This window comes from uncultured Roseobacter sp. (assembly GCF_947495275.1).
GTDB lineage: Bacteria > Pseudomonadota > Alphaproteobacteria > Rhodobacterales > Rhodobacteraceae > Roseobacter.
This window is the reverse complement of sequence record NZ_CANLYL010000025.1, coordinates 1-23,910: the sequence shown is the minus strand read 5'-3', so window position 1 is coordinate 23,910 and position 23,910 is coordinate 1. Positions and strand designations below refer to the sequence as shown.

19 protein-coding genes are annotated in these 23,910 nt (G+C 57.1%); 10 read left to right on the top strand and 9 right to left on the bottom strand.

Going from position 1 to position 23,910, the window contains the following annotated elements; translation table 11 throughout:
* Window positions 1-628: 628 nt before the first annotated feature.
* Window positions 629-3,121, bottom strand: a complete 2,493-nt coding sequence (locus tag Q0802_RS23525; protein WP_298922383.1) for a nitrate- and nitrite sensing domain-containing protein — start codon at window positions 3,119-3,121, stop codon at window positions 629-631.
* A gap of 204 nt (window positions 3,122-3,325) precedes the next feature.
* Window positions 3,326-4,222 carry a LysR family transcriptional regulator gene (locus Q0802_RS23520; protein WP_298922382.1) on the bottom strand — a complete coding sequence of 299 codons (897 nt, stop codon included), beginning with the start codon at window positions 4,220-4,222 and terminating at the stop codon, window positions 3,326-3,328.
* Window positions 4,223-4,318: 96 nt separating this feature from the next.
* On the opposite strand from Q0802_RS23520, the gene Q0802_RS23515 reads away from it, so the two are divergent.
* The 3 genes from Q0802_RS23515 to Q0802_RS23505 all read left to right on the top strand — a co-directional run bounded on the left by Q0802_RS23515 (window position 4,319) and on the right by Q0802_RS23505 (window position 7,359).
* Window positions 4,319-4,609: a putative quinol monooxygenase gene (locus Q0802_RS23515; RefSeq protein ID WP_298922381.1), complete on the top strand. Its 291-nt coding sequence runs from the start codon at window positions 4,319-4,321 to the stop codon at window positions 4,607-4,609.
* 231 nt (window positions 4,610-4,840) lie between these two features.
* Window positions 4,841-5,857 carry a zinc-binding alcohol dehydrogenase family protein gene (locus Q0802_RS23510; protein ID WP_298922380.1) on the top strand — a complete coding sequence of 339 codons (1,017 nt, stop codon included), beginning with the start codon at window positions 4,841-4,843 and terminating at the stop codon, window positions 5,855-5,857.
* 272 nt (window positions 5,858-6,129) lie between these two features.
* A complete protein-coding gene (locus Q0802_RS23505) occupies window positions 6,130-7,359 on the top strand; it encodes a dienelactone hydrolase family protein (protein ID WP_298922379.1) in 1,230 nt (409 codons plus the stop codon).
* A gap of 89 nt (window positions 7,360-7,448) precedes the next feature.
* On the opposite strand, the gene Q0802_RS23500 is transcribed toward Q0802_RS23505, so the two are convergent.
* From Q0802_RS23500 to Q0802_RS23470, 7 genes are all read right to left on the bottom strand, one after another.
* Window positions 7,449-8,180: a ThuA domain-containing protein gene (locus tag Q0802_RS23500; protein ID WP_298922378.1), complete on the bottom strand. Its 732-nt coding sequence runs from the start codon at window positions 8,178-8,180 to the stop codon at window positions 7,449-7,451.
* Window positions 8,177-9,049 carry an NAD(P)-dependent oxidoreductase gene (locus Q0802_RS23495; protein ID WP_298922377.1) on the bottom strand — a complete coding sequence of 291 codons (873 nt, stop codon included), beginning with the start codon at window positions 9,047-9,049 and terminating at the stop codon, window positions 8,177-8,179. The genes Q0802_RS23500 and Q0802_RS23495 overlap by 4 nt, the downstream gene beginning before the upstream one ends.
* The gene (locus tag Q0802_RS23490; RefSeq protein WP_298922376.1) at window positions 9,049-10,569 is read right to left on the bottom strand and encodes a sugar ABC transporter ATP-binding protein; all 1,521 of its coding nucleotides are present in this window, start codon (window positions 10,567-10,569) and stop codon (window positions 9,049-9,051) included. Before Q0802_RS23490 ends, Q0802_RS23495 begins: the two co-directional genes overlap by 1 nt.
* Window positions 10,566-11,567 (bottom strand): ABC transporter permease, encoded by a 1,002-nt coding sequence (locus Q0802_RS23485; RefSeq protein WP_298922374.1) that lies wholly within the window; start codon window positions 11,565-11,567, stop codon window positions 10,566-10,568. Before Q0802_RS23485 ends, Q0802_RS23490 begins: the two co-directional genes overlap by 4 nt.
* Before the next feature lie 14 nt (window positions 11,568-11,581).
* Entirely contained in the window at window positions 11,582-12,556 is a 975-nt protein-coding gene (locus Q0802_RS23480; RefSeq protein WP_298922373.1) for an ABC transporter permease, read from the bottom strand.
* Window positions 12,557-12,624: 68 nt separating this feature from the next.
* Window positions 12,625-13,422, bottom strand: coding sequence for an SDR family NAD(P)-dependent oxidoreductase (locus Q0802_RS23475; protein WP_298922371.1), 798 nt, complete (start codon window positions 13,420-13,422; stop codon window positions 12,625-12,627).
* A gap of 74 nt (window positions 13,423-13,496) precedes the next feature.
* The gene (locus Q0802_RS23470; protein WP_298922369.1) at window positions 13,497-14,453 is read right to left on the bottom strand and encodes a sugar ABC transporter substrate-binding protein; all 957 of its coding nucleotides are present in this window, start codon (window positions 14,451-14,453) and stop codon (window positions 13,497-13,499) included.
* A 304-nt stretch (window positions 14,454-14,757) separates the two neighbouring features.
* On the opposite strand from Q0802_RS23470, the gene Q0802_RS23465 reads away from it, so the two are divergent.
* The 7 genes from Q0802_RS23465 to Q0802_RS23435 all read left to right on the top strand — a co-directional run bounded on the left by Q0802_RS23465 (window position 14,758) and on the right by Q0802_RS23435 (window position 23,491).
* Entirely contained in the window at window positions 14,758-16,500 is a 1,743-nt protein-coding gene (locus tag Q0802_RS23465) for an extracellular solute-binding protein (protein WP_298922384.1), read from the top strand.
* An 18-nt stretch (window positions 16,501-16,518) separates the two neighbouring features.
* Window positions 16,519-17,328: an SDR family oxidoreductase gene (locus Q0802_RS23460; RefSeq protein ID WP_298922367.1), complete on the top strand. Its 810-nt coding sequence runs from the start codon at window positions 16,519-16,521 to the stop codon at window positions 17,326-17,328.
* A gap of 64 nt (window positions 17,329-17,392) precedes the next feature.
* Window positions 17,393-18,691 carry a Xaa-Pro peptidase family protein gene (locus Q0802_RS23455; RefSeq protein WP_298922366.1) on the top strand — a complete coding sequence of 433 codons (1,299 nt, stop codon included), beginning with the start codon at window positions 17,393-17,395 and terminating at the stop codon, window positions 18,689-18,691.
* A 57-nt stretch (window positions 18,692-18,748) separates the two neighbouring features.
* Window positions 18,749-19,753, top strand: a complete 1,005-nt coding sequence (locus Q0802_RS23450; protein WP_298922365.1) for a thiamine pyrophosphate-dependent dehydrogenase E1 component subunit alpha — start codon at window positions 18,749-18,751, stop codon at window positions 19,751-19,753.
* Window positions 19,754-19,763: 10 nt separating this feature from the next.
* Window positions 19,764-20,759 carry an alpha-ketoacid dehydrogenase subunit beta gene (locus tag Q0802_RS23445; RefSeq protein WP_298922363.1) on the top strand — a complete coding sequence of 332 codons (996 nt, stop codon included), beginning with the start codon at window positions 19,764-19,766 and terminating at the stop codon, window positions 20,757-20,759.
* Complete coding sequence (locus Q0802_RS23440) at window positions 20,749-22,044, top strand: biotin/lipoyl-containing protein (RefSeq protein WP_298922362.1); 1,296 nt, start codon at window positions 20,749-20,751, stop codon at window positions 22,042-22,044. Before Q0802_RS23445 ends, Q0802_RS23440 begins: the two co-directional genes overlap by 11 nt.
* 16 nt (window positions 22,045-22,060) lie before the next feature.
* Window positions 22,061-23,491 (top strand): NAD-dependent succinate-semialdehyde dehydrogenase, encoded by a 1,431-nt coding sequence (locus Q0802_RS23435; RefSeq protein WP_298922361.1) that lies wholly within the window; start codon window positions 22,061-22,063, stop codon window positions 23,489-23,491.
* The last annotated feature ends 419 nt before the right edge of the window (window positions 23,492-23,910 follow it).

Genomic DNA, 23,910 nt, shown 5'->3' with positions numbered 1-23,910 from the left:
AACAATGCATCGCTGCGTCGCCGGTGAGGGGGGTTCTAAGGTTACTCCAACCCACCCGCAACCCCTTTTTTCGGAAAGTTTGCAGTTTCCAGCATATTTCTGCAAAATCATTCAATAACAGTGTGTTATGAGATCACCAACTTCTACGCGGATACACGGTCACTGCTCCATAGAGGCAATCTCCAGCTGAAACGGGCTGTTTTTGAGTGAATCACTGACCGGTTGTAACGAACGACGGGGGCCGAGACCCCCCACTTATTGGGAAACAAACAAAATCTCTTACGCTGAGGACGCTCAACACATGGGCACAACAAATATCACATCCGATATCCTTGATTTGCTCGGCAGGGAGAAGAGTCAACAACCTGCCACCGGCGGCCGAAATAACGAGAGCCCAAGTTAACGACCGTCCAAAACGATCAAGGTGCAGAGCATCGAACGCCTATTTCAACTGGTGCCGCCGAATCTCATCATGGCTTTGCTATATTCTAAAGATGTATATGCCTTAGCTGACCTTGTTCGACATCCTTGTCCGGCATGCTGCTGCTAAAGCTGTCGATGACCAACTAGAACGGGCATCAGGCATGCAATTCGAGCTCAACTCTCAACACGCGGGCACGCTGACGCATCAGAATTCCTCCCAACCTTCCCCAGAGACCGGTTGGCTACCTGCGGCAACCGCCACCTTAGGCCGTGGAACGATTTGGCCGACCGGCGCACCAACGGTCGAGGCAGTCTTCGGTTTGCGGACAGGGACTTTGCTCTCCGATACGCCGTGGAATTGTTGCAAGGCCTTTGCCAAGGCGGCCGCCTCACCACTCATCGACACACTGGCAGCCGACATCTCTTCCAGAGACGCCGTATTGGTTTGCGCGGTCTGGTCAATTGATCGTATGGCAGTATTGACTTCTTCGATCCCAGCCGACTGTTGCCCGACCGCCATTGCAATCTCAGAGATTTGATCTGACGCCACTTCAACTTCGGAAATAATCCCTTCCAAAGCGTCACGTGACGATGCAACCCTCTGGACACCAACCTCAACGCTTTGATTGTTCTGATCAATGACCTCGCTGATTTCCTGTACAGCTTCCTGAGAACGCTGTGCCAGCGCGCGCACTTCGGAGGCCACAACCGAGAAACCGCGTCCGGCTTCTCCCGCCCGCGCCGCTTCGACACCCGCATTCAAGGCCAGAAGGTTGATCTGGAATGCGATGTCTTCAATAACCTTGACCACGCGATTAATCTGCTCAGATGCCTCTGTCATGGCATTAATCGACGTCTCCGTCTCACCTGATATCTTACGAGCCTTGTCGGCGCTTTCGCGCACCTTGCGTGTCGCTTCATCCGCGGATTTGGCGTTTTCGACAACTTGGCGGATACTGGCCGTGACCTCTTCCACAGCTGCTGACGTTTCTTCGACAGCCGCAGCAGCCTCTTCGGCACGTTTTGACATATTGTTTGACGATGTTTCGAGATGGGAGGATGTAGAAGAGACATTCTGGCCGCTCTCCATGATCTCCGCCATAGTTTTTGACAGCGCCTCAAGTGCCGCGTTGAAATCATCTTTCATTCTCAGGAAAGCGCCATTTCGGTCACCATCAATCCGGATGCCCAAGTTACCTTGCGACAACTCTCCGATACATTTCACCACATCTTCAATGTTGGCTTCTGTCTCCTCAAGTAGCCGATTAATGACCTCAGCCAATCCGACAAGTGCCGCATCGTCGATGTCATTTGACATCCGGTTGGAGAAATCACCCAACGCAGCATCACCCAAAACGCACTCCATGTTCTTCTGAAAACCTTCCAGCGTTTTCAACCGCGTGCGTTCCGTTTCGCGTTCTTGCTGCTCGGCGGCGCGGCGTTCTTCCTCAAGCTCTGCTTCGCGCGCCCGCTTCGTATCCTCGGCCTCGCGCTCCTTTTGGCGCATCTCCACTTCGTTCACGCGGGCGTTCAGGATCGATGTGCGAAAACGGTCCAATGCGGTCACGATTGCGCCAATCTCATTGGTTGTCGCTTTCGGAAGCTCGGCGTCGAGGTTCCCTTCGGACAATTCGGTCGCAGCATTTGACACTGCGAGCATTCTGACACGAACAAATCGAGCCACATACCATGCCGCAACGATACTGAACGCAATGACCAGAAGTGCGAGGACCGAGTTCAAAAGCGCTTCGAAACCCGCTTTCGCCTGCCGTTCCTGCATTAATTGGAGGAGTTCCGCCGCAGCAAAGTCTTCAACCTCTTTCAGCAGGTTGATCTTCTCGGTCTTCGCCTGAAAGAAATCATCGCCGGAAACCCCGGCCAAGTCCCCCATTGTCCCGGCCTCCAAGGCGACCTCGCGCATTCTTTGTACTGAATCGGTCGCTCTAGAAGCCATTACCTCTTCGAATTTGGCAATCGACTTTGGGGACGCATCAGCCAAGAATACCGAATAATAAATTTCCTGAATCTGGATCAGTGTTTGAAAGCGCAGAAGGCTTTCGGATGAAAAATTGCCCGCCGAAAAGGCGACGGAGCCAACAGCACGTTCGATGCCGGCCCGTTCTTTGCCTTGAAGAAGTCCGGCAAACGAAATCACCCTCGAAGAAATGTCGACATCGCTTGCGAAGGTGGAGATGTTTTTGATGAACCGCAGGATCTGTCCGTTGAGGTTGGTATAATAGGCGATACCTTCCGCAATTGTGATCGTTTGCGCGTCGACGCTGGAGCGGATGGTATCCATCTGCGCGAGCGTCGACAGAATAGCTTCTGAATCGCTCGCAAGCGATGCGAAAGCAGGTTCCATCCGAAACGCGTCAAACTGACGTTCAAAATCTGCAACAGCAATCTTGCGCTTCTCGTTCGTTTCGAGGCGCTGAGCAGTAAGCTGGGCTTCAAATTCTGTGCCACCGGACCCAAGGAACACAGCCGTCGCCCCACGTTCCTTTTGTTGTTCATGCACGAGGCTTGACGCATTTGTGGCCAAAGTGATCAGTTGGTCGAGTTTGGCATAGTCCCGAACGTCCTCGATTTTGGGAAAAATCACCCAGAGTGAAAGTGCCAGGATCATGACAATTGGGATGATAGTCACAGCAACCAGAGATTTCGTAATCGATAGGTTTATCAGCAACTTGTTGATCATGAAGAAATCGCCTTTTTTGTGTAACAGCGATACACTTTCACCGTATTTGCCCGGCTGTGTACTTCAGAGAAATGAAGACTTGCTGAAGTAGACCTCAAAGCGATTTTTTCGTGGCAGCAGGATTTCGCGATATCCAATTTGCTGGTCAGGTTCTGACTTATCACGCTCTCTTCAGTAATAGGCTTGAAGCAATCGTCTGGCCCTTTATTGCAGGTCCAATTGGTTGAGAGTCCTCGCAATGGCCTCTGCGAGAGCCTTCATACGTTGGGGTTGCGCACGCGATGGGGGGAACAGCATCTGCAAGGCTGTATCGGGGGCGGCATAGTCGGACAGCAGCGGCACCAGCCGTCCCGCGTTCAGGTCGGCCGCGACGTCAAAATTGGACTTAAGCGCAATCCCTCTTCCCGCCAGACACCATTGACGCACAAGATGGCCATCATTGGAAATAAGCCGCCCCTGAACCAGCACGGATTGCGCCCTTTCACCCGCTCCGAACTGCCATTGATTGTCGAGCATCTGTCCGAAGCGCATCAAAAGACAAAGGTGATTTTTCAGCTCTGCAGGTGTCGCAGGACACCCGTGGCGTGCAATGTATTCCGGGGATGCGCATACGATCCGCCGCGCCGCCCTCAGCTTGCGCATGCGCAAAGTCCGGTCCGGTATATCGCCAAACCGCAGCGCGATGTCGATGCCCCCTCCGACGATATCCACGTATCCATCAGACAAAAGCAATTCAACCGACACAGCCGGGTGTTCGGATATGAAGGCGTCGATGATTTGACTGATTGTCGTTCGCCCAAGATCACTGGGCGCGCTGATACGAATGGAACCAGATAGCGTTTCGGCCCCGAATCTGATGCGCGCCGTCAGGGCGTCGGCTTCTTCCAGAAGCGGGCCAATTCCCTCGAGTAAGGTGCGCCCTGCATCAGTCACACTCAGGGAGCGTGTGGTCCGGTTTAGCAACACCGTGCCCATATCCCGCTCCAACGCCGCCAGCCTCTCGGACACTGTGGTCGTGGACAGGCCAAGGTCCCGCGCCGCCGATGCAAAACTGCCGAGCTCCACGATGCGCTGGAAAAGTCGCAAATGTTCCAAATTCACTATCCGTATTTCCCGAATACTGATTTCGACTTCTGACAGTTTATCCGGATAAATGGATTGCGTAAATCCGTTCCACCAGACCAAAGGAGAACTCAAATGACTCAGTTGACGATCACCGGCAACATCATTGCCAAAAAAGGCCACATCGACACCGTCAAGGCCGAGCTGGAAAAACTGATCGCACCCACCCGCGCCGAAGACGGCTGCATCCAGTACGACCTGCATCAGGACAATGAAGACCCAGCGTATTTCATGTTTTACGAGAACTGGGAAAACCGTGAACTGTGGCAAACGCACATGAGCAACGACCACCTAAAACGATATATGGAAGCCACCGAAGGCATGGTCGAGAAGTTCTGGATTCATGAGCTGACCCACATCGCCTGATCCGTGCCCGCCCCGCCGTTGGGTCCCGCCCGGCCCTTCGCAAAGCCTGATCCAACCGTATTGACCGACGGGATCGCAGCGTAGCAACCTCAGTCCCCAGCTAAGAAGATCTGGCCAATCGCGCCGAAAAATACACCGAAAACCGAGCAGCGGAATCTGCCATCGCATCTTCCACTTACCGCGCCGGCAGCAGGCCGGTTGAACTATTGATCCCCGGAGAGGAGACCTGAAATGAAAGCCGTAGGCATTACTCACTACCGCGACATCGACGAGAACGACGTCTTCGTTGATGTCGATTTGCCCAAACCAACGCCCAAATGCCGTGACCTGCTGATCGCCGTCAAAGCCGTTTCCGTGAACCCTGTCGATACGAAAGTCCGCGCTGGCGGTGGTGACAAGGTCGAAAACCCGCCTCGGGTCCTCGGCTGGGATGCGTCCGGTGTCGTCGAAGCCCTGGGCGCGGAGGTCACACTGTTCAAACCCGGCGACGAGATCTACTACGCAGGCGATATAACCCGCTCGGGTTCTAACGCCGAGTTTCAGCTGGTCGATGAGCGTATCGTCGGCCATAAACCCAAATCTCTCAGCTTTGCCGAGGCCGCTGCCCTCCCCCTGACCACGATCACGGCCTATGAGGCTTTCTTTGACCGCCTCGGTATCGATCGCGACGGCGCAAATACTGGTGAGACGATCCTTATTGTCGGGGCCGGTGGTGGCGTTGGCTCGATCGGCGTACAGCTGGCCAAGGCGGCTGGCCTGATCGTGATCGGCACCGCTTCACGTGTGGAAACCTCCAATTGGATCAAAGAGCTCGGTGGCGATCACATCATCAATCACCACGCAGACATGGTGGCGCAATTGCAAGACCTTGGCATGCAATACGTAGACCACATCGCCATCTTCAACGACATGCGCCACTGGGAGGCCTGTGTCGAGATGATCCGCCCGCAAGGGGGTATCGTCTGCATCGACGACACCGACCTGCCGATGCCTATGGATGGTATGAAACTCAAGGCTGCGGCTCTGCATTGGGAATTCATGTTCGCCCGGGCTATGCACGAGACCCCCGATATGATCGAACAGCACAAGCTGCTGAGCCATGTTGCCGTTGAAATTGATGCAGGCCCCATCCGCACAACGCTGGATGAAATCGTAGGTCCGATTACCGCAGCAAACATGCAAAAAGCGCATGCGCTGATTGAAACCGGTAGCGCGAGGGGCAAGGTTGTGCTGGCCGGCTTCGACTGAAGCTCTCGGAAAGGCATCAAACAGGCAGATCAAACATCTCGCCGGTGCAACCATCCGTGTCACGCAACCTGATACGTTGGTGTCACGCTGCGCTCACATTCTTGATCCGCACCCTGGCCCCGCCTGCGCAATGTGGCGCGCCCCGTCACTTGTATCGACGGGCCCGGCGAAAACATCGCTGGTATGGCCAGTCTTGATAGCTGCAAACTGATGCGAGCGCCCGAAGACAATCGGCAGTGGAAGGCCGAACCAATACCAAATACAATTGACACATGATGAAGTTGCTGGCGCGTATTTCTGCGGTTTTGATTTTGCTTGCCGGAGAGGGCGACGCTCAGGACTCGGTGTTCGTCGGGAACGTGCCTTTGCCTGAGGATGTCGTTGTGTCAACTCAGGCGGAGGGAGCCTTCGCTGGCACTTGGGTTGGGCGCTGGGACAATCGGCGGAACCACATTCTCGTTGTTGAACGCCTAGGCGACGATGGGCTTGCGGATGTCGTATATGCCGTGGGAAGCGATCTGAATGGACGGGGTCGGTGGTTCAGGCGGAAGGCAAGAATCGACGGTGATACGCTCGTTTTTGCGGATGACAGTTTTGCCGCCCGATATTCACTTTCATCCACCGGCCGCATCCGTGGCGTTTTCGCCAACAACAAAGGCTTTGCGATACTGCAGCGCCAGCAGCTATCGGCGCTTATCTCTTCTCCGGAGAATGACTGGTTTTCAGTTGGCGCTGTTGAGCGGCTTGAGACCCGGCTGGTCGAAGACGGGCATGACATAGCGCTTTCTGTCGTCATTTACCGCCCCGAGGGTCCAGGACCGTTTCCGCTTGCGCTTGTCCATCACGGTTCAACGGGCACTGGCAAAAACGCATCGGATTTCGATCAAATCTGGACACCTGATTGGCTCGCTGATGTCTTGAACGAACACGGCTGGCTCGCTGCTTTTCCCCAACGACGTGGCCGCGGTCTGTCGGACGGGCTTTATGACGAAGGGTTTGCGGAAGATCGTTCCGAAGGGTATTCGCCCAAGGCTGAGCTGTCCCTGCCCGGCGCCGAGCGCGCACTCGAAGACGCAAACGCAGCACTAGACGCCCTGCGAAAACGTGCCGATGTCTCTCCGACCCAGACCCTTGTTGGAGGCGTGTCACGGGGTGGGGTTGTTGCCATCATGCAGGCCGGGGATCGTCCCGACGAGATCGCAGGTGTTATCAACTTTGTCGGAGGGTGGGTTGGTGAAGGCTGGGGTGACGACATAATCAATCCCACGCTGTTTCGGCGAATTGGTACATTTGGCGGGCCGGTCCTGTCGATTTACGGCGAAGAAGACCCATTCTATAGCGTCGAACACTCCAAACAGAACCTGGCCCAAATGGAGGCGCTCGGCGCTTCAACTCAACTGCACGTGGTGAAAGTCGATGGGTATGGCAACGGGCATTGGGCTGTTGCTGTTCCGAACCTGTGGGAAGAAGTGGTCGACGCGTTTCTCAGGACGATCGATTGAGACATCACCCCTGCCCTCAGGCGCGGCTCCACAAAGATAACTGTAAGATGTAGGTTCACCTAAACCCGCGCCGAGGCTCAAGGAGGTCATCAGAGGTTTCCTCGACCCCCGACCCTGTGTTTCCCTTCCGCTGCCCAGATCGCACCGCGGCGGATGATCTCCGTCACCTGCGGTTGCTTCAAATCATCCAACTCATGCCCAATTGAGCAATAGAACACACGGCCCTTGTCCCAACGTCGTTTCCAGACCACGGGAATGACCGTCCCTTCGATCCACCACAGATGATCACCAGAAAAGGTTGTGGTGGCCAGCACATCGTTTGAGGGGTCCACCAGCATGTAATATTGCTCGGTTGTCAGTCGAAAGCTCCTGATGCCTTCGACAATCGGATCGTCGGGTTTGCAGATTGTCACATCATAGTCGATGTAGTCTTCGCGCGGCTGCAGATTGTCCGGCCAGCCCGGCGGGTGGGCAACGAACTGCCCGCCAATCAGAAAGTGATAGGTCGGGCGATCCCGGAAAGCATCCCCCATATGGCCATGCCAGCCCGCCAACCCGCACCCCTCGCCGATCAGCTTCAGCAGGCCGTCCTCCTGCGGTTTGGTCATGTTGCCGTATTTGTCCTTGTGACCCGACCGGGCGGAGGACCATATCGGTGTGATCAGGTCCAGATCACTCAGGTCCTCGGGCCGCTCCAGTGGTTCCAGCGTGTCATAGACCGCCACCTCAAAGCCGTTTTCGGCCAGCAGTGCTTGGTACCAGTCGCTGAATTGCGTGGGGGTATGGCCCTCCCACCCTCCGACAAAAAGAGCCGCTTTCATTCGGTTTGTCCTCGCATATAGTTAAAGATCGAAGCCATATCGCGAACGTCAAACCCCTGCGCTTCGGCCTCTTTCAGAACCTGAAAAGTGGTTTCTGTTTGTGGCATGGGCACGCCGCCGCTTTGCGCCAGGTCCAGCGCCAGCCCCACATCCTTGCGTGCCAAAGCAACGGTAAAGGTCACGTCCTGGCTGGCCTCGTCCAGATAGATCGGGCGGCGAAATTTCAGCATCGGGGCGGCGGCGGCGGAATTCTCGATCACGTCAAAGGCGCGGTCGGTGGCGATACCGGATTTTTCCGCGAGACAGAGCGCTTCGGATACGGTCTGGTTCATTCCGTGGATCAGCATGTTTACAGCAAGTTTCATTACCGCGCCCGCGCCCACCTCGCCCAGCCAGATGGTTTTGCGCCCCATTGCGTCAAAGAGAGGCGACAGCATCGGGGCGAGATCATCACCGGCACCGGCCATGATCAGAAGGCTCGCATCCTCGGCAGCATTGGTCGCCCCGGACACAGGCGCATCGACAAAGCGCTTGCCTGCGGATTGCGCGGCTTTTGCAATCTCACCAACCAGAGCAGGGCTCATCGTGCCCATCTCGATCAGGGTCTGCGCGCCCGGTGCCGCGACGAGCCCCGCATCGCCAAGGTAAACCGCGCGCGCTGCCGCGTCATCGGCAAGCATAGTGATCACGACATCGTTCTGCGCTGACAGTGAGACGAGCGTGTCAGCAACACGCCCGCCAACCGCTTGTCTGAATGTGTCTGCGGGCGCAGCACTGCGATTCCAGACCGTCACGTCATGGCCTGCGCCAAGGCAGTTGGCCGCCATCCGGCGTCCCATCCGCCCCAAACCTGCAAAACCAACCCGCATCATGCGACCTGAGATGCGCCGTTGTCGGCTAGACCTGAAATGGCCCTTACCAGATTGTCTTCGGTCACATCGTCGGAGGTGAATTCCTGTGTGATCCTGCCCTGGAACATGGCGTATATCCGATCCGCGACATGCAGAACTTCGGGCATTTCAGAGCTGATGACGATCACCGCATACCCCTGCGCCGCAAGATCGCGGATCAGGTTGTGAATCTCCGCCTTGCTGCCCACGTCGATGCCCCGCGTAGGTTCATCAACAATCAGAACACTGGGATGCATCGACAGCCATTTTCCGATGACGATTTTTTGTTGATTGCCGCCCGAGAGATTGCCGACAAGCTGTTTCCAGCCGGGGGTGCGAATGTCCAGCCGGTCCCGGTATTGATCAAAGATTGAAACTTCGGCGCCTTCGGCCACAAAGGGACCGGCCTTGAGGTCATCCACTTGCGGAAGGGTCATATTGTCCCGACAGTTCATGCCCAGCACAAGCCCCTGGCCTTTGCGATCTTCCGGCACCAGCGAAATCCCCCGCGCAATCGCCTCGTTGGGCGAATGAATGCGCGCCTTTTGTCCGTCCAGAAGGATCTCCCCGGAGGACGGATCTCGCAGGCCGAACAGCGTCTCCGCGATCTCGGTTCGGCCAGCGCCCACCAACCCGTAAAACCCCGCGACTTCGCCCCGCCGAACCTGAAAACTCACATCGGTATAAAGGTCACCGCAACTGAGCTTGCGCACTTCCAGGGCCACATCCCCCAATTCGTGGTGCACGGCATTGCGCGACAGGTCCAGTTTGCGCCCGATCATCATTTGGGTAACCGCCTCCTCATCCGTGTCGGCAGTGGTCGCCGTGCCGGTATGCTGGCCATCGCGCAAGACACTGACCCTGTCGGTGATGCGAAAAATCTCTTCCATGCGGTGCGAGATATAGATGATGCCCGCGCCACGGGCCTTCAGGTCGGCAATCACCTCAAAGAGCACGTCTTTCTCGGCATCCGTCAGCGAGGCCGTTGGTTCGTCAAAAATAACCGCCTTGGCCTCGACGGTAAGAGCCCGGGCAATCTCCACCATTTGCTTGTTGGCAATGGACAGGTCGCCAACCAGGGTTTTCGGGGTGAAGCCCACCTTCAGCCGGTCAAGGATTGCGGCCGTATCGGCATAGAGCCTGTTCCAATCGACACGCCCGAAGGATCTGCGCGGCAACTCGCCCAGATAGACGTTCTCGGCCACTGACAGCTCATCCGCAAGGCTGAGCTCCTGATGTATGAACACGACGCCTTTGGCTTTGGCCTCCAGCGGAGTGGTCATTTTCGTTGGGGTTTCCTCGATCAGAATTTGACCTTCATCGGGCTGATAAATGCCCCCCAGCACTTTCATCAGCGTTGATTTCCCGGCGCCGTTTTCCCCCATCAAGGCGTGTACTTCTCCCGGCATCACCGCGAAGGAAACACCATCAAGGGCGCGCACGCCGGGGAAGGTTTTGACGATCCCCTCAAGTCGCAGGGCGGGTGTCTTTTCGGTCATGTCTTCAACTCCTCGGCCCCTTTGCGGTTCAGTTGTCTGTCGAGATAGAGCACCGCGATCAGGATCAGGCCGATCACCAGGTTCACGGTCGAGGTATCAGCCCCGATATGGCCCAGCCCCTTGCGCAGAAGCTGGATGGCCAAAACACCGCCAAAGGTGGAGATCACCGACCCGGCCCCGCCGGTCAGTTTGGTGCCGCCCAGAACCACTGCTGTGATGATCCAAAGCTCGTAGAGCTCGCCGTCATTGGGGTTGACCGACCCGCTTTCGGAATAGAACACAACAGCAGACAACGCGGCGAGAAAACCGATGATCATGAAATTGATCACCATATGCGGCCCCACCCGAATACCGGCATTTACCGCCGCCTCACGGTTGTCGCCAATCGCATAGGCGTTGCGCCCGTGAATGGTGCGGGTCATCACGAACCAGATCACCAGCGTCACCGCCAGCAGGAACCAGGTCGCCGTGTGCAAGCCCAGAAACTGCGCCTCGGCAAAATCAACCAATGTCCAGTTGAGATGGCTGGTGGGTTGCTCGCCGTTATACATGAAGACCAGCCCGCGATAGCCAAGCATGGAGCCAAGCGTTACGATAAAGGCGTCCACCCCCGTCTTCCACACGATCATCCCGTTGATGGCACCAAGGGCAACACCGGTCAGCAACGCCAGCCCCCAGGAGACCGGGATCACCCAATCGCCAAGCCCCGCAAAAATGGGCCATGTCAGGCTGTCCAGCAGAACGATTGCGCAAAGCGCGAAGGTTGCCCCCACGCTCAGGTCAATGTTGCCGTTGATCATGATGATCGTCATGCCCATGGCGATGATCCCGATGGGGGCGGATTGCTTGAACAGCAGCAGCATGTTGTCGAGGTCCATGAACGCCTTTTCGCTCAGTGACAGGATTTCACCCGCGACGCTGAAAAAGATCAGTTCAAACAGGATGAAGCCCCAGATCGCGCCGCGTTTCAGGAATGTGCTTGGTGTCCCGGCTTGCATATGTCCGCTTTCCCTCACGCGATCGGCGACCAGAGCTTGCCGCGCTTGGCCGCGATATCAAGCCAGACCGCCAGAATGATGATCACCCAGGTCACAACGTATTGGACGTAGAATTGCAGCCCGACCAGCAGCAGACCGTTCTGGATGAACCCGAGCATCAGAACCCCGATCACCGTTTTGAAAATGGTACCGGACCCGCCCAGCAGCGAGGCGCCCCCAAGGATGACAGCAGCCAGAACCTCAAGCTCCAGCCCCTGCCCTACGGTATTCTGGCTCCCCATCGACCGGCTGGCCTGAAGCAGGCCTGCCGTTGCCACGCAAAAGGCGGAAGCCAGATAACAGGCGAAGACAACCCGCGCCCGCCGGATGCCCGAGAAGGTCGCGGCGACCCCGTTGCCGCCCACCGCGTAGATTTTGCGACCAAAGGGTGTCTTGGCCAGCACGATGCCCAGAAAGGCCGCCAGTAAGGCAAACAGCAATATCGGCACCGGTATACCAAGTGCATCGCCCTGGCCAAAGACACTGAACCACGTGCCCTCCTTGTCGGCGATATCCATGTTTTTGCCACCGGAATAGGTCAGGGTCAGACCGTGGATCGCGGACAACATACCCAGTGTCACGATCAGTGAGTTCAGCTTGAGATACCCCACCAGAAACCCGATCAGCGCCCCGAGACAGAGCGTCATGGCGAACATCGCGGGGATCGCCAGCGTCGGGCCGATCTTGTCGTGAAGATCCAGCACAACGATGGTCGAAAAAGACATCATCGATCCTACGGACAGGTCGAGATTGCCGCTGATCACCACGAAAGTCACGCCCAGCGCCATCACGCCCATGATGGCCGAAGACCGGACCACCCCCATGAGGTTGTCGGGATCCAGAAACCGCGGGTTTGCCAGGGTAAAGCCGATAATGAACAGCCCGAAGGCCACCAGAATGCCCTGCCGGGCCAGCATCCCCCCGATATCGGATTTCTTCAAAAACGCCATCCCACTCTCCCTGTCTCCGACGGATCGGAGTCCCTGCCCCACTGATACTTGTGCCGCATCGCAGGTGTTCAAACCAGCGTCATGCCACCGTCGATCATCACGATCTGGCCGGTCATGTAGTCGCTGTCTCCGGACGCAAGGAATGTCGTTGTGCCGGTGATGTCTCCCGGTTGCGCCACGCGTCCGCGCAGAATGTCGGCGGAAAATTCTTCCATCGCCTGGCCCGGACGCTCCGCCGCGCCGATCTTCATCAGGTCCCGGTCGACCTCTTCCCACATTTCCGTGGCGACAACACCGGGGGCAAATCCGGTCACGGTGATGTCATGCTGCGCCAGATCTCTTGCACCTGACTGCGTCAGTGAAACCACCGCCCATTTCGACGCACAATACGGCGCCACATTGTCAAATCCTTGTCGACTGGCGATGGATGCGGTGTTGATGATCTTGCCACCGCTGCCCTGAAAAATCATCTGGCGGGCGGCTTCCTGCATACCGATCATGCAGCCCAGCCCGTTCACCCCCATGATGAAATGCCAGTTTTCATCGGTCACATCGAGAAAGTTCATTGGTTTGTTCACGCCGGCATTGTTGAACTTCACATCCAGTTTGCCGAACTGATCCACCGCATGGGCGATCATGGTGCGCACCTGATCCCGGTTGGTCACATCGACCGCAGCGTGGGTGATCTTGCTGCCATGCTGATCAGCACGTGCTTGATTTGTCTTGGCAACCTCTGCGACCTTTTCGCCGTTTATGTCGGCAAAGCAAACATCTGCACCTTCATCCAGCAGGGCCTCGCCAATCGCACGCCCGATACCTTGCGCAGCTCCTGTCACAATACAGGAGCGTCCAGAGACCCGCCCCATGGGTTTCTCCCTACTCAACCAGTTTCGTGAAAAATGCGTGGAGCCATGCCAGCCCCACGCAGTTCGGGAGAGCCCTAAAATACAGGCTTGGTGAAATCACTCTGATTGTCCTGGGTGATCTTCGGCGTGTCGAAGTAATTCAGGAAGGGAAGCTCTTTGCCTTCAAGCGTTTCAATCGCTGTTTTCAACGCGGCCTTCGCGTCATCAACGGGCGACTGATAAATTGACCCCCAGTATTCGCCGCGCTCCATCGCTTCGTAACCAACTGCAAAATTGGTGGCGCCGACAAAAATGATGCCCTCGCGGCCAGCCGCTTTGGCAGCATTCAGAGCGCCAACGCCCATGTTGTCATCGCCGGAATAGACACCATCAATGTCGTCATATTTTACCAGGAACGCTTCCATGACCTTCTGTGATTTCTCTCGATTCCAGTCGCCGGGCTGCGTTTCCACCAGTGTCACGTTAGGGCAAACTTCCGGCAGACGGTCATCAAAGCCTTTCTGGCGCTCGATCGCGGTCGTGTAACCGGGCTGACCCGAGATTTGCACAACGCGCGCTTCATTTTCGATCCCCATGGCCTTGAACTTGTCGCACATGATCTCTGCGGATCGCGAGCCTTGGGTGATATTGTCGGGCCCCGAGAAAGACGCAACGAAAGGGAAACCCGGTTCCGCGATGTTCGAGTTTGTGACAATCACCGGAATACCGGCTTTATGCGCCTTGCGTACGGCAGGGATCACGGCCTCACCATTGGTTGGCCAGATGATGATTGCGTCGACTTCCTGCTGGATCAGATCTTCGACTTGCGCAATTTGACGGGCCACATCGCCGCCCGCGTCCAGCACGACGGCTTCAACCTTGTCGTTTGTTTCGGCGGCTTCGATAAAGGCTTTTTCATAAGTGGTTTGATAGCTGTCGACGCCCACATTGTTCTGGGTGATGCCGATTGTCATAGTCTCGGCCACAGCCGCTCCACCCAAAGCCGTTGCGGCTAAGGCGGTGGTGGCAACAAGAGTTTTGCGAATATTCATAGGGGTTCCTCCCGGGTAACGTTCTAGTTTCTGCCAATTCCCGGCTCTCCTCCAAGGGAATCGTTATCCGTTGCTCGGACTAGCCCCGACAGGTTGGCGAAATCAGCAAAGCTAAAATCCCCCGAAAATATCCATTTTGAGAATCATGGTATCCAGAACGGATATCTACGCAATACTGCGCAGCGATCATTCTGAACATTTTGAGAGGGAGGGCAACATGACCGAATCGAAATTGTTCAATTCGAACACCACAGCGCCACGAAGGGCGCATCCTCCTGAACAGAGTGCAAAACGGTACAGATCAATGGACGGCTCAAATTCGATCTTTCAGAAAGGTGCATCTCAGGACAAGACCGAAATGCTTCAGGTCGTCTCGTTTCTGGAGAACTTCTGTGAAGAACTCGAAGAGGTGATCGAGGTTTTTGCCCCGAACCCGTTTTTCCTGATGTCGCTTTTTCTGATCCGCAATCACATCGAGGGCAAGACAGTCACACCAACCTCTCTAATCTCGGCCGCCCACATTCCCTACGCCACGGCGTCACGCCGGGTGAAGGAGATGATCGAAACTGGTTTGATTGAACAGCGCCCGCGCACCAGTTCCGGAAAGAGCTTCTCCCTGCACCCCAGCGAGCAACTTCTTGACGGATGGATGCAACTCTCGACGCGTATCCGCCGATTGGCCGAGCTTGAATTCGGCGCGAGCGGAAAACGCCCCGAATCGACCGACTACTATTTCGGCGGCTCCTACATGGCAACAAAATCGATCCCGCCCCTGCAGGTCCTGGGCGAGCCACTGAAACTCGCGGGCGGCGTTCGGGTGCTGGTGCATGGCGACCCGACCTTTATGGTCATGGAAACACTCAAACGACAATTCGAACAGGCAATTGGCCTGCCCATTCATCAACGCGCTTTCTCAATTGATCGGCTGCGTGAAGAAGCCCTGAAAAACGCGGAACGCCCGACCAGCCGATACGACATCATTGCCGTCGATCTTCCCTGGATAGGAGAGTTTGTCGAAAAGGGCGTTTTGCTGCCATTGGACGAGGCGGTCGATCTTGCCCGGCTGGATCCGGCGGATTTTCATACCGCGGGCTGGAAAGCGGCCCATTGGGGCGGACGGGCTTACGGGGTACCAGCGCAGACCACGCCCGAGCTTTTGTTCTATCGCCGCGATCAGTTTGCCGATGCGGGGCTTGAACCTCCTGCCACAACGGATGAACTCCTCGACGCGGCAAGGGCCCTGCATGATCCACAGCGCGGGCGGTATGGCATCGCCTGGAATGCAGCGCGCGGAACGGCACTTGGCCACACATTTCTGACGACGCTTTCGGACTTTGGGCAACCAATCGTTGATCTGGATGAGATCGCAGGTGGGTTCGATACTGAAAACCTGCATCTGCGCAACTATCGCTTCACCATCGACACCACCGTCGGGTTGCGCGCCGCCGAATACCTGATGGAGCTGCTGAAGTACTCCCCACCGGATATCCTGTCGATGTCCTGGTATGAGCGTATTCGCCCCTTCGCCGCCGGAAGGGTCGCAATGGCATACGGATATACGCTTCTGGCGCCCTACTTTGAAGGGGATTCATCTTCGCCGGCCTTCGGGCAAACCGGGTTCCTGCCGCATCCGGCGGGGCCCGGTGCGACGCAGGTCGCACCGGTCGGCGGCTACGTCATGGGAATTCCAGCCAACCTGCCCGAAGAACGTCGCGCAGCAGCAGCGGAAGCCCTGCGGGTGTTTACATCTCCCGAAGCGCAAAAGCTCTACGTCCAGAACGGCAGCCGGACCAATCCGCGATACTCGGTCGGGGCTGACCCGGAGGTACGGCGGTCTTCGGCCATCTTCGAAGCCGTCGACGCAATGTCCTGGCGCGACGAACTGCAATTCTGGCCACGCCCGCCGGTACCGGAGATCAGCGATGTCATCCGCATTTGCGGAGAGGAACTGCACGACATGCTGCGCGGGATCGTCTCTCCCGCAACAGCGCTGAGCAGGGCCCAGGCGCGTTCGGATGAAACGCTTGAAAACAAACGACGAAGTTAAAATCCCGAGGAGGAAATCATGGACCCCAATCGCCTGGAAGGTAAGAATATTCTGATCACTGGTGCCGCCCGCGGCATGGGTCAGGCCAACGCCGAGAGCTTTGCGGCTCAAGGGGCGAATGTGTGTATCGGGGACCTTGATCTTGCCATGGCCCAGGGTGTTGCGGAGGACATCAACGCAAAAGGAAACGGCAAAGCGATCGCCGTTAAGATGGATGTGACCAAACGCGAAGACAATGCGGCCGCTGTGGCCGCCACGGTTGAGGCCTTTGGCAACATCAATGTGGGGCTCTTTAACGCAGGCCTCAACAAACCCCGGTTCTTCATGGATATCGACGAAGACAACTGGGACATGATCATGAACGTCAACACCAAGGCGATGTGGCTGGGCATGCAGGAAACCGCAAAACAGATGATCGCACAGGGTCCGATGGAGGATCATCCCTACAAGATCATCAATGTAGGCAGTATCGCATCGCGCAAGCCGCTGCTGGATGTCACCGTCTACTGCACGTCGAAATACGGCGTTCTGGCGCTGACCCATTGCGGCGCGGTTGCCCTTTCCGAACACAATATCACCGTCAATGGTTATGCGCCGGGCGTGGTCGTCACCCCGCTCTGGGAACAGCTGGACAAGGATCTGGTCGATATCGGTTTCAAGGAACGCGAAGGTCAGGCCTATGACGACATCGTGCGCGATGCCTTGCAGATCAAGCGCGTCTCATACCCCAATGACATCACCGGCACCGCGTCATTCCTTGCCAGTGACGACAGTGACTACATGACCGGCCAGATGATCCACATCGACGGCGGCTGGTGCATCCAGTAGCGCCACGGCCCTCGCACAATTTCTGACCAAAACAAATGTGGCTGAGCCACCTGAAGGAGACCTCATGTCCAGAGCCTTAATGCCCAACCTGCTGACCCCGCAGGATTTGGAACCGAACTGGGAATGGCGCGACAAGATACCCGCCTGGGGACATATGTCCGTTGATTTCGAACGCCGGATTGATCATGACCGGCTGCGGCGGTATCGTCTGGCGCGGACACGGCAGGCGCTTCAGAGCTCGAACGCCGGGACCCTGTTGCTGTTTGATGTCAACAATATCCGCTATGTCTCCGCCACCAAGATCGGTGAATGGGAACGCGACAAGATGTGCCGTTTCTGTCTGCTCACCGGCGATGACAGCCCCTATGTCTGGGATTTTGGCTCGGCAGCGGTGCATCACCGCCAATATTCCGACTGGCTGGAACCCAGCCACTGTCTTGCGGGCGTTGTCGGCATGCGTGGGACTATCCCGCCTGAGTTTGGTCTGATGAAGAAATACGCCAAACAGATTGCAGGTCTGATCCGGGATGCAGGGATGGCGGACATGCCCGTGGGCGTGGATTATGCCGAAACCGCCATGTTCCACGCGCTGCGTGAAGAAGGGTTGAATGTCGTGGATGGTCAGCAGATCATGTTGGCAGCACGCGAAATCAAGAACTGGGACGAAATCCAGTTGCTGACCCAAGCGGCCTCGATGGTCGATGGCGTCTATCACATGATCTACGAAGAGCTGAAGCCCGGGATTCGCGAAAACGATATTGTCGCCCTGTCCAACAAGATGCTCTACGAGATGGGATCAGATGACGTTGAGGCGATCAACGCGATTTCGGGTGAACGCTGCAATCCGCATCCGCATAACTTCACCGACCGGCTTTTCCGCCCCGGTGATCAGGCGTTCTTTGACATTCTGCAGTCCTATCAGGGCTATCGCACCTGCTACTACCGGACCTTCAACATCGGCCGTGCCACACCGGCGCAAAACGATGCTTATGTGAAGGCGCGCGAGTGGATTGATGCCTCTATCGCGATGATCAAACCCGGCGTCAGCACCGACAAGGTGGCCGAGGTCTGGCCCACTGCCGAAAGTCTTGGCTTCCCCAGCGAAGACGCGGCCTTTGGATTGCAATTCGGTCATGGTCTTGGACTGGCGTTGCATGAGCGACCGATCATCAGCCGCGCGGTCAGCCTTGATCATCCCATGGAGATCCAGACCGGAATGGTCTTTGCGCTGGAAACCTATTGTCCGGCGACCGACGGGTATTCTGCCGCGCGGATCGAGGAAGAGGTTGTGGTGACCGAAACCGGCTGCGAGGTGATCAGCCTCTTTCCGGCGGAAGATCTCCCAATCGCGAACCGATACTGATCGCGCCGATTTTGCCCGGTCTCAATGAGACCGGGCGCATTCTTTAGGAAAGCCCCAATGAGCCCCGCAAATCCGCCCAGGACCAACACCGAAGACTATTTGCGCATGTACCGGCAGATGGTCCGCATCCGCACATTTGAAGACAACGCCAACCAACTCTACCTCTCGGCCAAAATGCCGGGGTTGACGCATATGTATTCCGGCGAGGAAGCCGTGGCCGTGGGCATTTGCGAAGCTTTGAAAGTGACCGACAAAATCACCTCAACCCACCGTGGCCACGGCCATTGCGTGGCAAAAGGTGCCGAATTCAAAGAGATGTTCTGCGAACTTCTGGGCAAGGAAGAAGGCTATTGTCGGGGCAAAGGCGGATCCATGCACATCGCGGATCAATCCAACGGGAACCTTGGGGCCAATGCGATCGTCGGCGGCTCGATGGGCATCGCGACAGGCGCGGCCTTTACCGCCAGACAGCTGGGCAAGGATGATGTCACGGTTTGCTTTTTTGGCGATGGGGCAACAGCGCAGGGGTTGATGTATGAGGTCATGAACATGGCCGCGCTGTGGAAACTGCCGGTCATCTATGCCTGCGAAAACAACGGGTACTCCGAATACACCCGCACAGAGGAAATCGCCGCAGGCTCCATCACAGCGCGCGCCGAAGCCTTTGGTATCGAGGCACATCAAGTCGACGGGCAGGATGTTCTGGCCGTCAACGATCTGGCCCAGAAACTGGTCGCGCGCGCGCGACAGGGTGAGGGGCCGTTCTTTATGGAGCTCATGACCTATCGCTACCACGGGCATCATGTCGGTGACATCAACCGCGAATACTACCGGTCCAAGGAAGAAGAAAAGGACTGGAAGGAAAACCGCGATCCGATCACCCGTTTTCGTACCTGGCTGGTGGCAGAGGGCATCGCCTCGGAGGAAGAGATCGAGGCAATAAATGCCAAGGTCAAGATCGATGCGACAACCGCCGTCGAATATGCCCTGAACGCCAAATATCCTGATCCGGTCGAAGTGGACATGCATGTCTTTACCGACGTCAAACACACCCTGGCCTGAGGAGCTGACAATGCGAGAAATTACCCTGTCCCAGGCCGTTAACGAAGCACTGGCTGAAGAAATGCGCCGCGATCCGACCACCTTTATTATCGGTGAGGATGTGGCCGAAGCTGGCACACCGTTCAAAATCCTGTCCGGGCTGGTCGAAGAGTTTGGCACCAACCGCGTCGTCGACACCCCTATTGCGGAACCCGGCTTCATGGGCCTTGCAGTGGGGGCCGCCATGACCGGCACCCGCCCTATCGTTGATCTGATGTTCGGGGATTTCATCTTTCTGATCATGGATCAGCTGTGCAATCAGGCGGCCAAGACACACTATATGTCCGGCGGCAAGATGAGCGCGCCTCTGGTTCTGCGCACCAATCTGGGCGCAACCCGCCGGTCGGCCGCTCAGCATAGCCAGTCCTTGCACGCTTTGGTCGCCCATATTCCTGGTCTGAAAGTGGCGCTTCCCTCATCCGCTTATGAAGCCAAAGGGTTGTTGAAGACCGCAATCCGCGATGACAACCCAGTTGTGATCTTCGAAGACAAGCTGATGTATCAGGACAAGGCGCCGGTGCCGGAGGAGGAATTCCTGATACCCTTTGGCGCGGCGAATGTGAAGCGGCACGGTACGGATATTACGCTGATCGGCACATCTTCGATGGTACAGGTTTGCGAAAAAGCCGCCGAGATTCTGGCCGCCGAGGGGATCTCGGCCGAAGTGATAGATCCGCGCACGATTGTACCGCTGGACGAAGACACGCTGCTTGCTTCGGCCCGCAAGACGAGCCGCGTGATCGTGGTGGATGAAGGGCATCAAAGCTATGGCGTGACTGGCGAAATTGCGAGCCGGATCAACGAGAAAGCCTTCTATCACCTCGACGCGCCGGTGCTGCGCATGGGGGCGATGGATGTGCCTGTGCCCTTCTCGCCCGCGCTCGAAGACATCACCGTTCCCACCCCGGAAGCAGTGGCGAAAAACGCCCGCAAGCTCATGTCGCGGGAGATGATCCATGCCGCATGAGGTGATCATGCCCGCACTTGGTATGGCGCAGGATACGGGCCTTTTGGTCGCCTGGCTGAAAGCGCCGGGTGACGCGGTCAGCGCGGGCGACCCACTGTTCGAAGTGGAAACCGACAAATCCACAGTGGAGGTTGAAGCCTCCTCGGACGGGTTTCTGACCGGGGTGAAGGCCGATGCCGGTTCAGAGGTGCCGGTGGGGCAAGTCATTGCCCTGATCTCCGACACCGCGGTGGAAAAATGCGCACCGCCCGCCGTGAAAGTTGAAGCGCTCCAATCAAGTGTCGACACGCCGCCCCCTGCAGGAGTTGACATTATCATGCCGGTGCTGGGCATGGCCCAGGACAGCGGTCTTTTGGTGTCGTGGTTAAAGAAACCCGGTGACGCGGTGGGTGCAGAAGATGTGCTGTTTGAGGTCGAGACGGATAAGTCCACCATGGAAGTGCCCGCTGGCGCGGATGGCTTTGTTGCCGCGCTTCTGGCTGAACCCGGAGACGAAGTTCCAACCGGTCAGACCATTGCTATCATCTCAGGGGCAAAGCCCGAGGCCCCAACGATGCGCGCCGTGGCAATGGCTGCACCGCCAGTGGAAAGCCCCAAGCCAGTCCCAGAGCCACCAGCAAAAGAGGCTTCCGCGATTGTTTCCTCGGAAAATGGGCGCATTCTGATCTCGCCCAAGGCGCGCCGTTTGGCCATGGAGGCCGGGCTCGATCCGAAGCGGCTGGTCGCTATCGGGCGTCCTCAGCCCTATCATGTCGCGGATATCGAATTTTTGCGAGACCTGCCCGAAGCGGAGCACCGCCCGCTACAGCAGGCGGTCGCGCCATTACAAATCGCGGCTTGCGTTCCGCGCGCTGGCACCGATGACTTCCTGGCCTGGATGCTGGAAGATGGCGACATTACCATCGCCCGGACCGCTCTTTGGGCAAGTTTCGCTGCCGGCGCACTGCGCAAAACCCAAGCTGATGCCAGGGAACTGGCCATCGCCGTTTCGACACTGGCAGGCATCACAACGACCCTCATCGACCCGGATAAAACACGGTTACTCCATCAGATCGAAAATTCTGATGCCACGGCTGACTTGATCCTCAGGGATCTGACCGACAGCCCGGTCACCGGCCTGCGGCTTGGACTGGAAAGCGTTCCTGTGTTGAGCATTGCAAGCGATGGCGACACACTGCGTTTGAGCCTTGATTTTACCGGTGACCAGTTGGAAGACAGCGCCGCAATCGCGCTGATCACTGGTTTGGCCGACCGATTGACCGCCCCCCTTCTCCATTTGCTCTGACCGGAATGAATCTGACATGAAACACACCGATCTCTATATTGACGGCCAATGGCGGGATGGAGCCGAAGGCCAGCGCTTTGATGTTGTGAACCCCGCAACAGAAGAGGTGATCGCCTCGGTTGCCTCTGCTGAAATCGCTGATGCCGACGCTGCGCTTGATGCCGCTGAAAAAGCCATGCTGGACTGGGCGGCACGCTCCCCCCGGGCGCGCTCTGAGGTATTGCGCAAAGCCTGGGAACTCATGACGGGACGGCTGGAAGAATTCGCCCATCTGATCACGCTGGAAAACGGCAAAGCCAAAGCAGATGCGATGGGCGAAGCAACCTACGCGGCAGAGTTTTTCCGCTGGTTCGCAGAGGAAGCCGTGCGCGCCGATGGTATGATCACCCGCGCACCGGCATCCGGCGCGCGGATCATGGTGCACCACAAACCCGCCGGTCTGGCCGTGCTCGTCACACCATGGAACTACCCCGCCGCCATGGGCACACGTAAGATCGCGCCTGCTCTCGCAGCAGGTTGCGCGGTAATCATCAAACCAGCCTCGGAAACGCCGCTGACCATGCTGGCGCTGATGCCGCTGTTGGAGGAGGCGGGCGTGCCTGCGGGCCTGGTCAATGTGTTGCCCTCGCGGCGCAGCGGGGCCTTGGTAGATCACATCATGCATGATCCGCGCGTGCGTGTGGTCAGTTTCACCGGCTCAACCAGCGTCGGGCGCACCCTGTTGAAAGGGGCAGCTGATCAGGTGTTGAAGCCCGCGATGGAACTGGGCGGCAACGCACCGGTCGTGGTTCTGGAAGATGCAGACATGGGCACGGCCATCGAAGGCACGATGCTGGCGAAAATGCGCAATTTGGGCGAAGCCTGCACCGCAGCAAATCGTATTTATGTGCATGAAACCCTCGCCGAGGATTTCACCCGGCGCCTCTCGGCGGAGATGTCCGCACTCAAGGTGGGGGATGGCACCGACCCTTCGGTCAACGTGGGCCCGCTGGTCAACGCCAGCACGCGCGACAAGGTGGCGGCATTTGTCGCAGACGCCGTAGCTAAGGGAGCCAGGGTGGAATGCGGTGGCGTCGCACCGGGCGGCAAAGGATTTTACTACCCGCCCACGGTGCTGTCGAATGTGCCCGAAACTGCTGATTGCGTGAACGACGAAATTTTCGGCCCCGTGGCCGCGATTCAGACCTTTTCCGACGAAGAGGATGTCATCCGCCGAGCCAATGCCACAGAATATGGTCTTGTTGCCTATGTCTTTTCAGAAGATTTCAAGCGCGCGCTACAGATATGTGAACGCTTGGACTACGGTATGGTCGGCCTGAACCGCGGGCTGGTCAGCGATCCGGCAGCCCCGTTCGGTGGTGTCAAGCAATCCGGCCTTGGCCGTGAAGGCGGACATGAAGGCATGCTTGAGTTCATGGAGACACAATACATTTCGGCCAGTTGGTAAGGTGCATCGCTTCTAAGGTAACCTCCTCTGGCCCTTCCGTGCGGATCATTTGCAAACGATACTATCGCTGTGGTCATGGAAAACGCTTGTCTTTGTCTCCAGACCGATCACCAGGTAAAATACTGATCTCATTACGACAGTAGTGAGCCATGCGGGATGCGATCTCCCCTCCCACTGATCAAACGTCAATCCGCTCGAACCGGTGCACCAATTCTTCGCAGCCAAAACAGCGCTCCGATCAATACCCGTCAATACCCGATATGCTGTAGACAAATTTGGGGGATCGAAACACTTCCGATCCACTCAAGCATTTGTTTTGTGGATTATTTTGATATGCATGGTGTGAGCAGCCCCACTTGAGTGGTCCAAATTGAAAGTTAGTGCATGATTGGCCTTTGGTCCATCAAGACGATGGCTTC

Bases quoted from the DNA above. Each gene is read 5' to 3' on its own strand.
- Q0802_RS23445 (WP_298922363.1), top strand. From the start codon at position 19,764: ATGCGAGAAATTACCCTGTCCCAGGCCGTTAACGAAGCACTGGCTGAA.
- Q0802_RS23435 (WP_298922361.1), top strand. From the start codon at position 22,061: ATGAAACACACCGATCTCTATATTGACGGCCAATGGCGGGATGGAGCC.
- Q0802_RS23485 (WP_298922374.1), bottom strand. From the start codon at position 11,567: ATGCAAGCCGGGACACCAAGCACATTCCTGAAACGCGGCGCGATCTGG.
- Q0802_RS23510 (WP_298922380.1), top strand. From the start codon at position 4,841: ATGAAAGCCGTAGGCATTACTCACTACCGCGACATCGACGAGAACGAC.
- Q0802_RS23470 (WP_298922369.1), bottom strand. From the start codon at position 14,453: ATGAATATTCGCAAAACTCTTGTTGCCACCACCGCCTTAGCCGCAACG.
- Q0802_RS23500 (WP_298922378.1), bottom strand. From the start codon at position 8,180: ATGAAAGCGGCTCTTTTTGTCGGAGGGTGGGAGGGCCATACCCCCACG.
- Q0802_RS23490 (WP_298922376.1), bottom strand. From the start codon at position 10,569: ATGACCGAAAAGACACCCGCCCTGCGACTTGAGGGGATCGTCAAAACC.
- Q0802_RS23450 (WP_298922365.1), top strand. From the start codon at position 18,749: ATGAGCCCCGCAAATCCGCCCAGGACCAACACCGAAGACTATTTGCGC.
- Q0802_RS23475 (WP_298922371.1), bottom strand. From the start codon at position 13,422: ATGGGGCGGGTCTCTGGACGCTCCTGTATTGTGACAGGAGCTGCGCAA.
- Q0802_RS23525 (WP_298922383.1), bottom strand. From the start codon at position 3,121: ATGATCAACAAGTTGCTGATAAACCTATCGATTACGAAATCTCTGGTT.
- Q0802_RS23505 (WP_298922379.1), top strand. From the start codon at position 6,130: ATGATGAAGTTGCTGGCGCGTATTTCTGCGGTTTTGATTTTGCTTGCC.
- Q0802_RS23480 (WP_298922373.1), bottom strand. From the start codon at position 12,556: ATGGCGTTTTTGAAGAAATCCGATATCGGGGGGATGCTGGCCCGGCAG.
- Q0802_RS23465 (WP_298922384.1), top strand. From the start codon at position 14,758: ATGGACGGCTCAAATTCGATCTTTCAGAAAGGTGCATCTCAGGACAAG.
- Q0802_RS23455 (WP_298922366.1), top strand. From the start codon at position 17,393: ATGTCCAGAGCCTTAATGCCCAACCTGCTGACCCCGCAGGATTTGGAA.
- Q0802_RS23440 (WP_298922362.1), top strand. From the start codon at position 20,749: ATGCCGCATGAGGTGATCATGCCCGCACTTGGTATGGCGCAGGATACG.
- Q0802_RS23495 (WP_298922377.1), bottom strand. From the start codon at position 9,049: ATGCGGGTTGGTTTTGCAGGTTTGGGGCGGATGGGACGCCGGATGGCG.
- Q0802_RS23515 (WP_298922381.1), top strand. From the start codon at position 4,319: ATGACTCAGTTGACGATCACCGGCAACATCATTGCCAAAAAAGGCCAC.
- Q0802_RS23460 (WP_298922367.1), top strand. From the start codon at position 16,519: ATGGACCCCAATCGCCTGGAAGGTAAGAATATTCTGATCACTGGTGCC.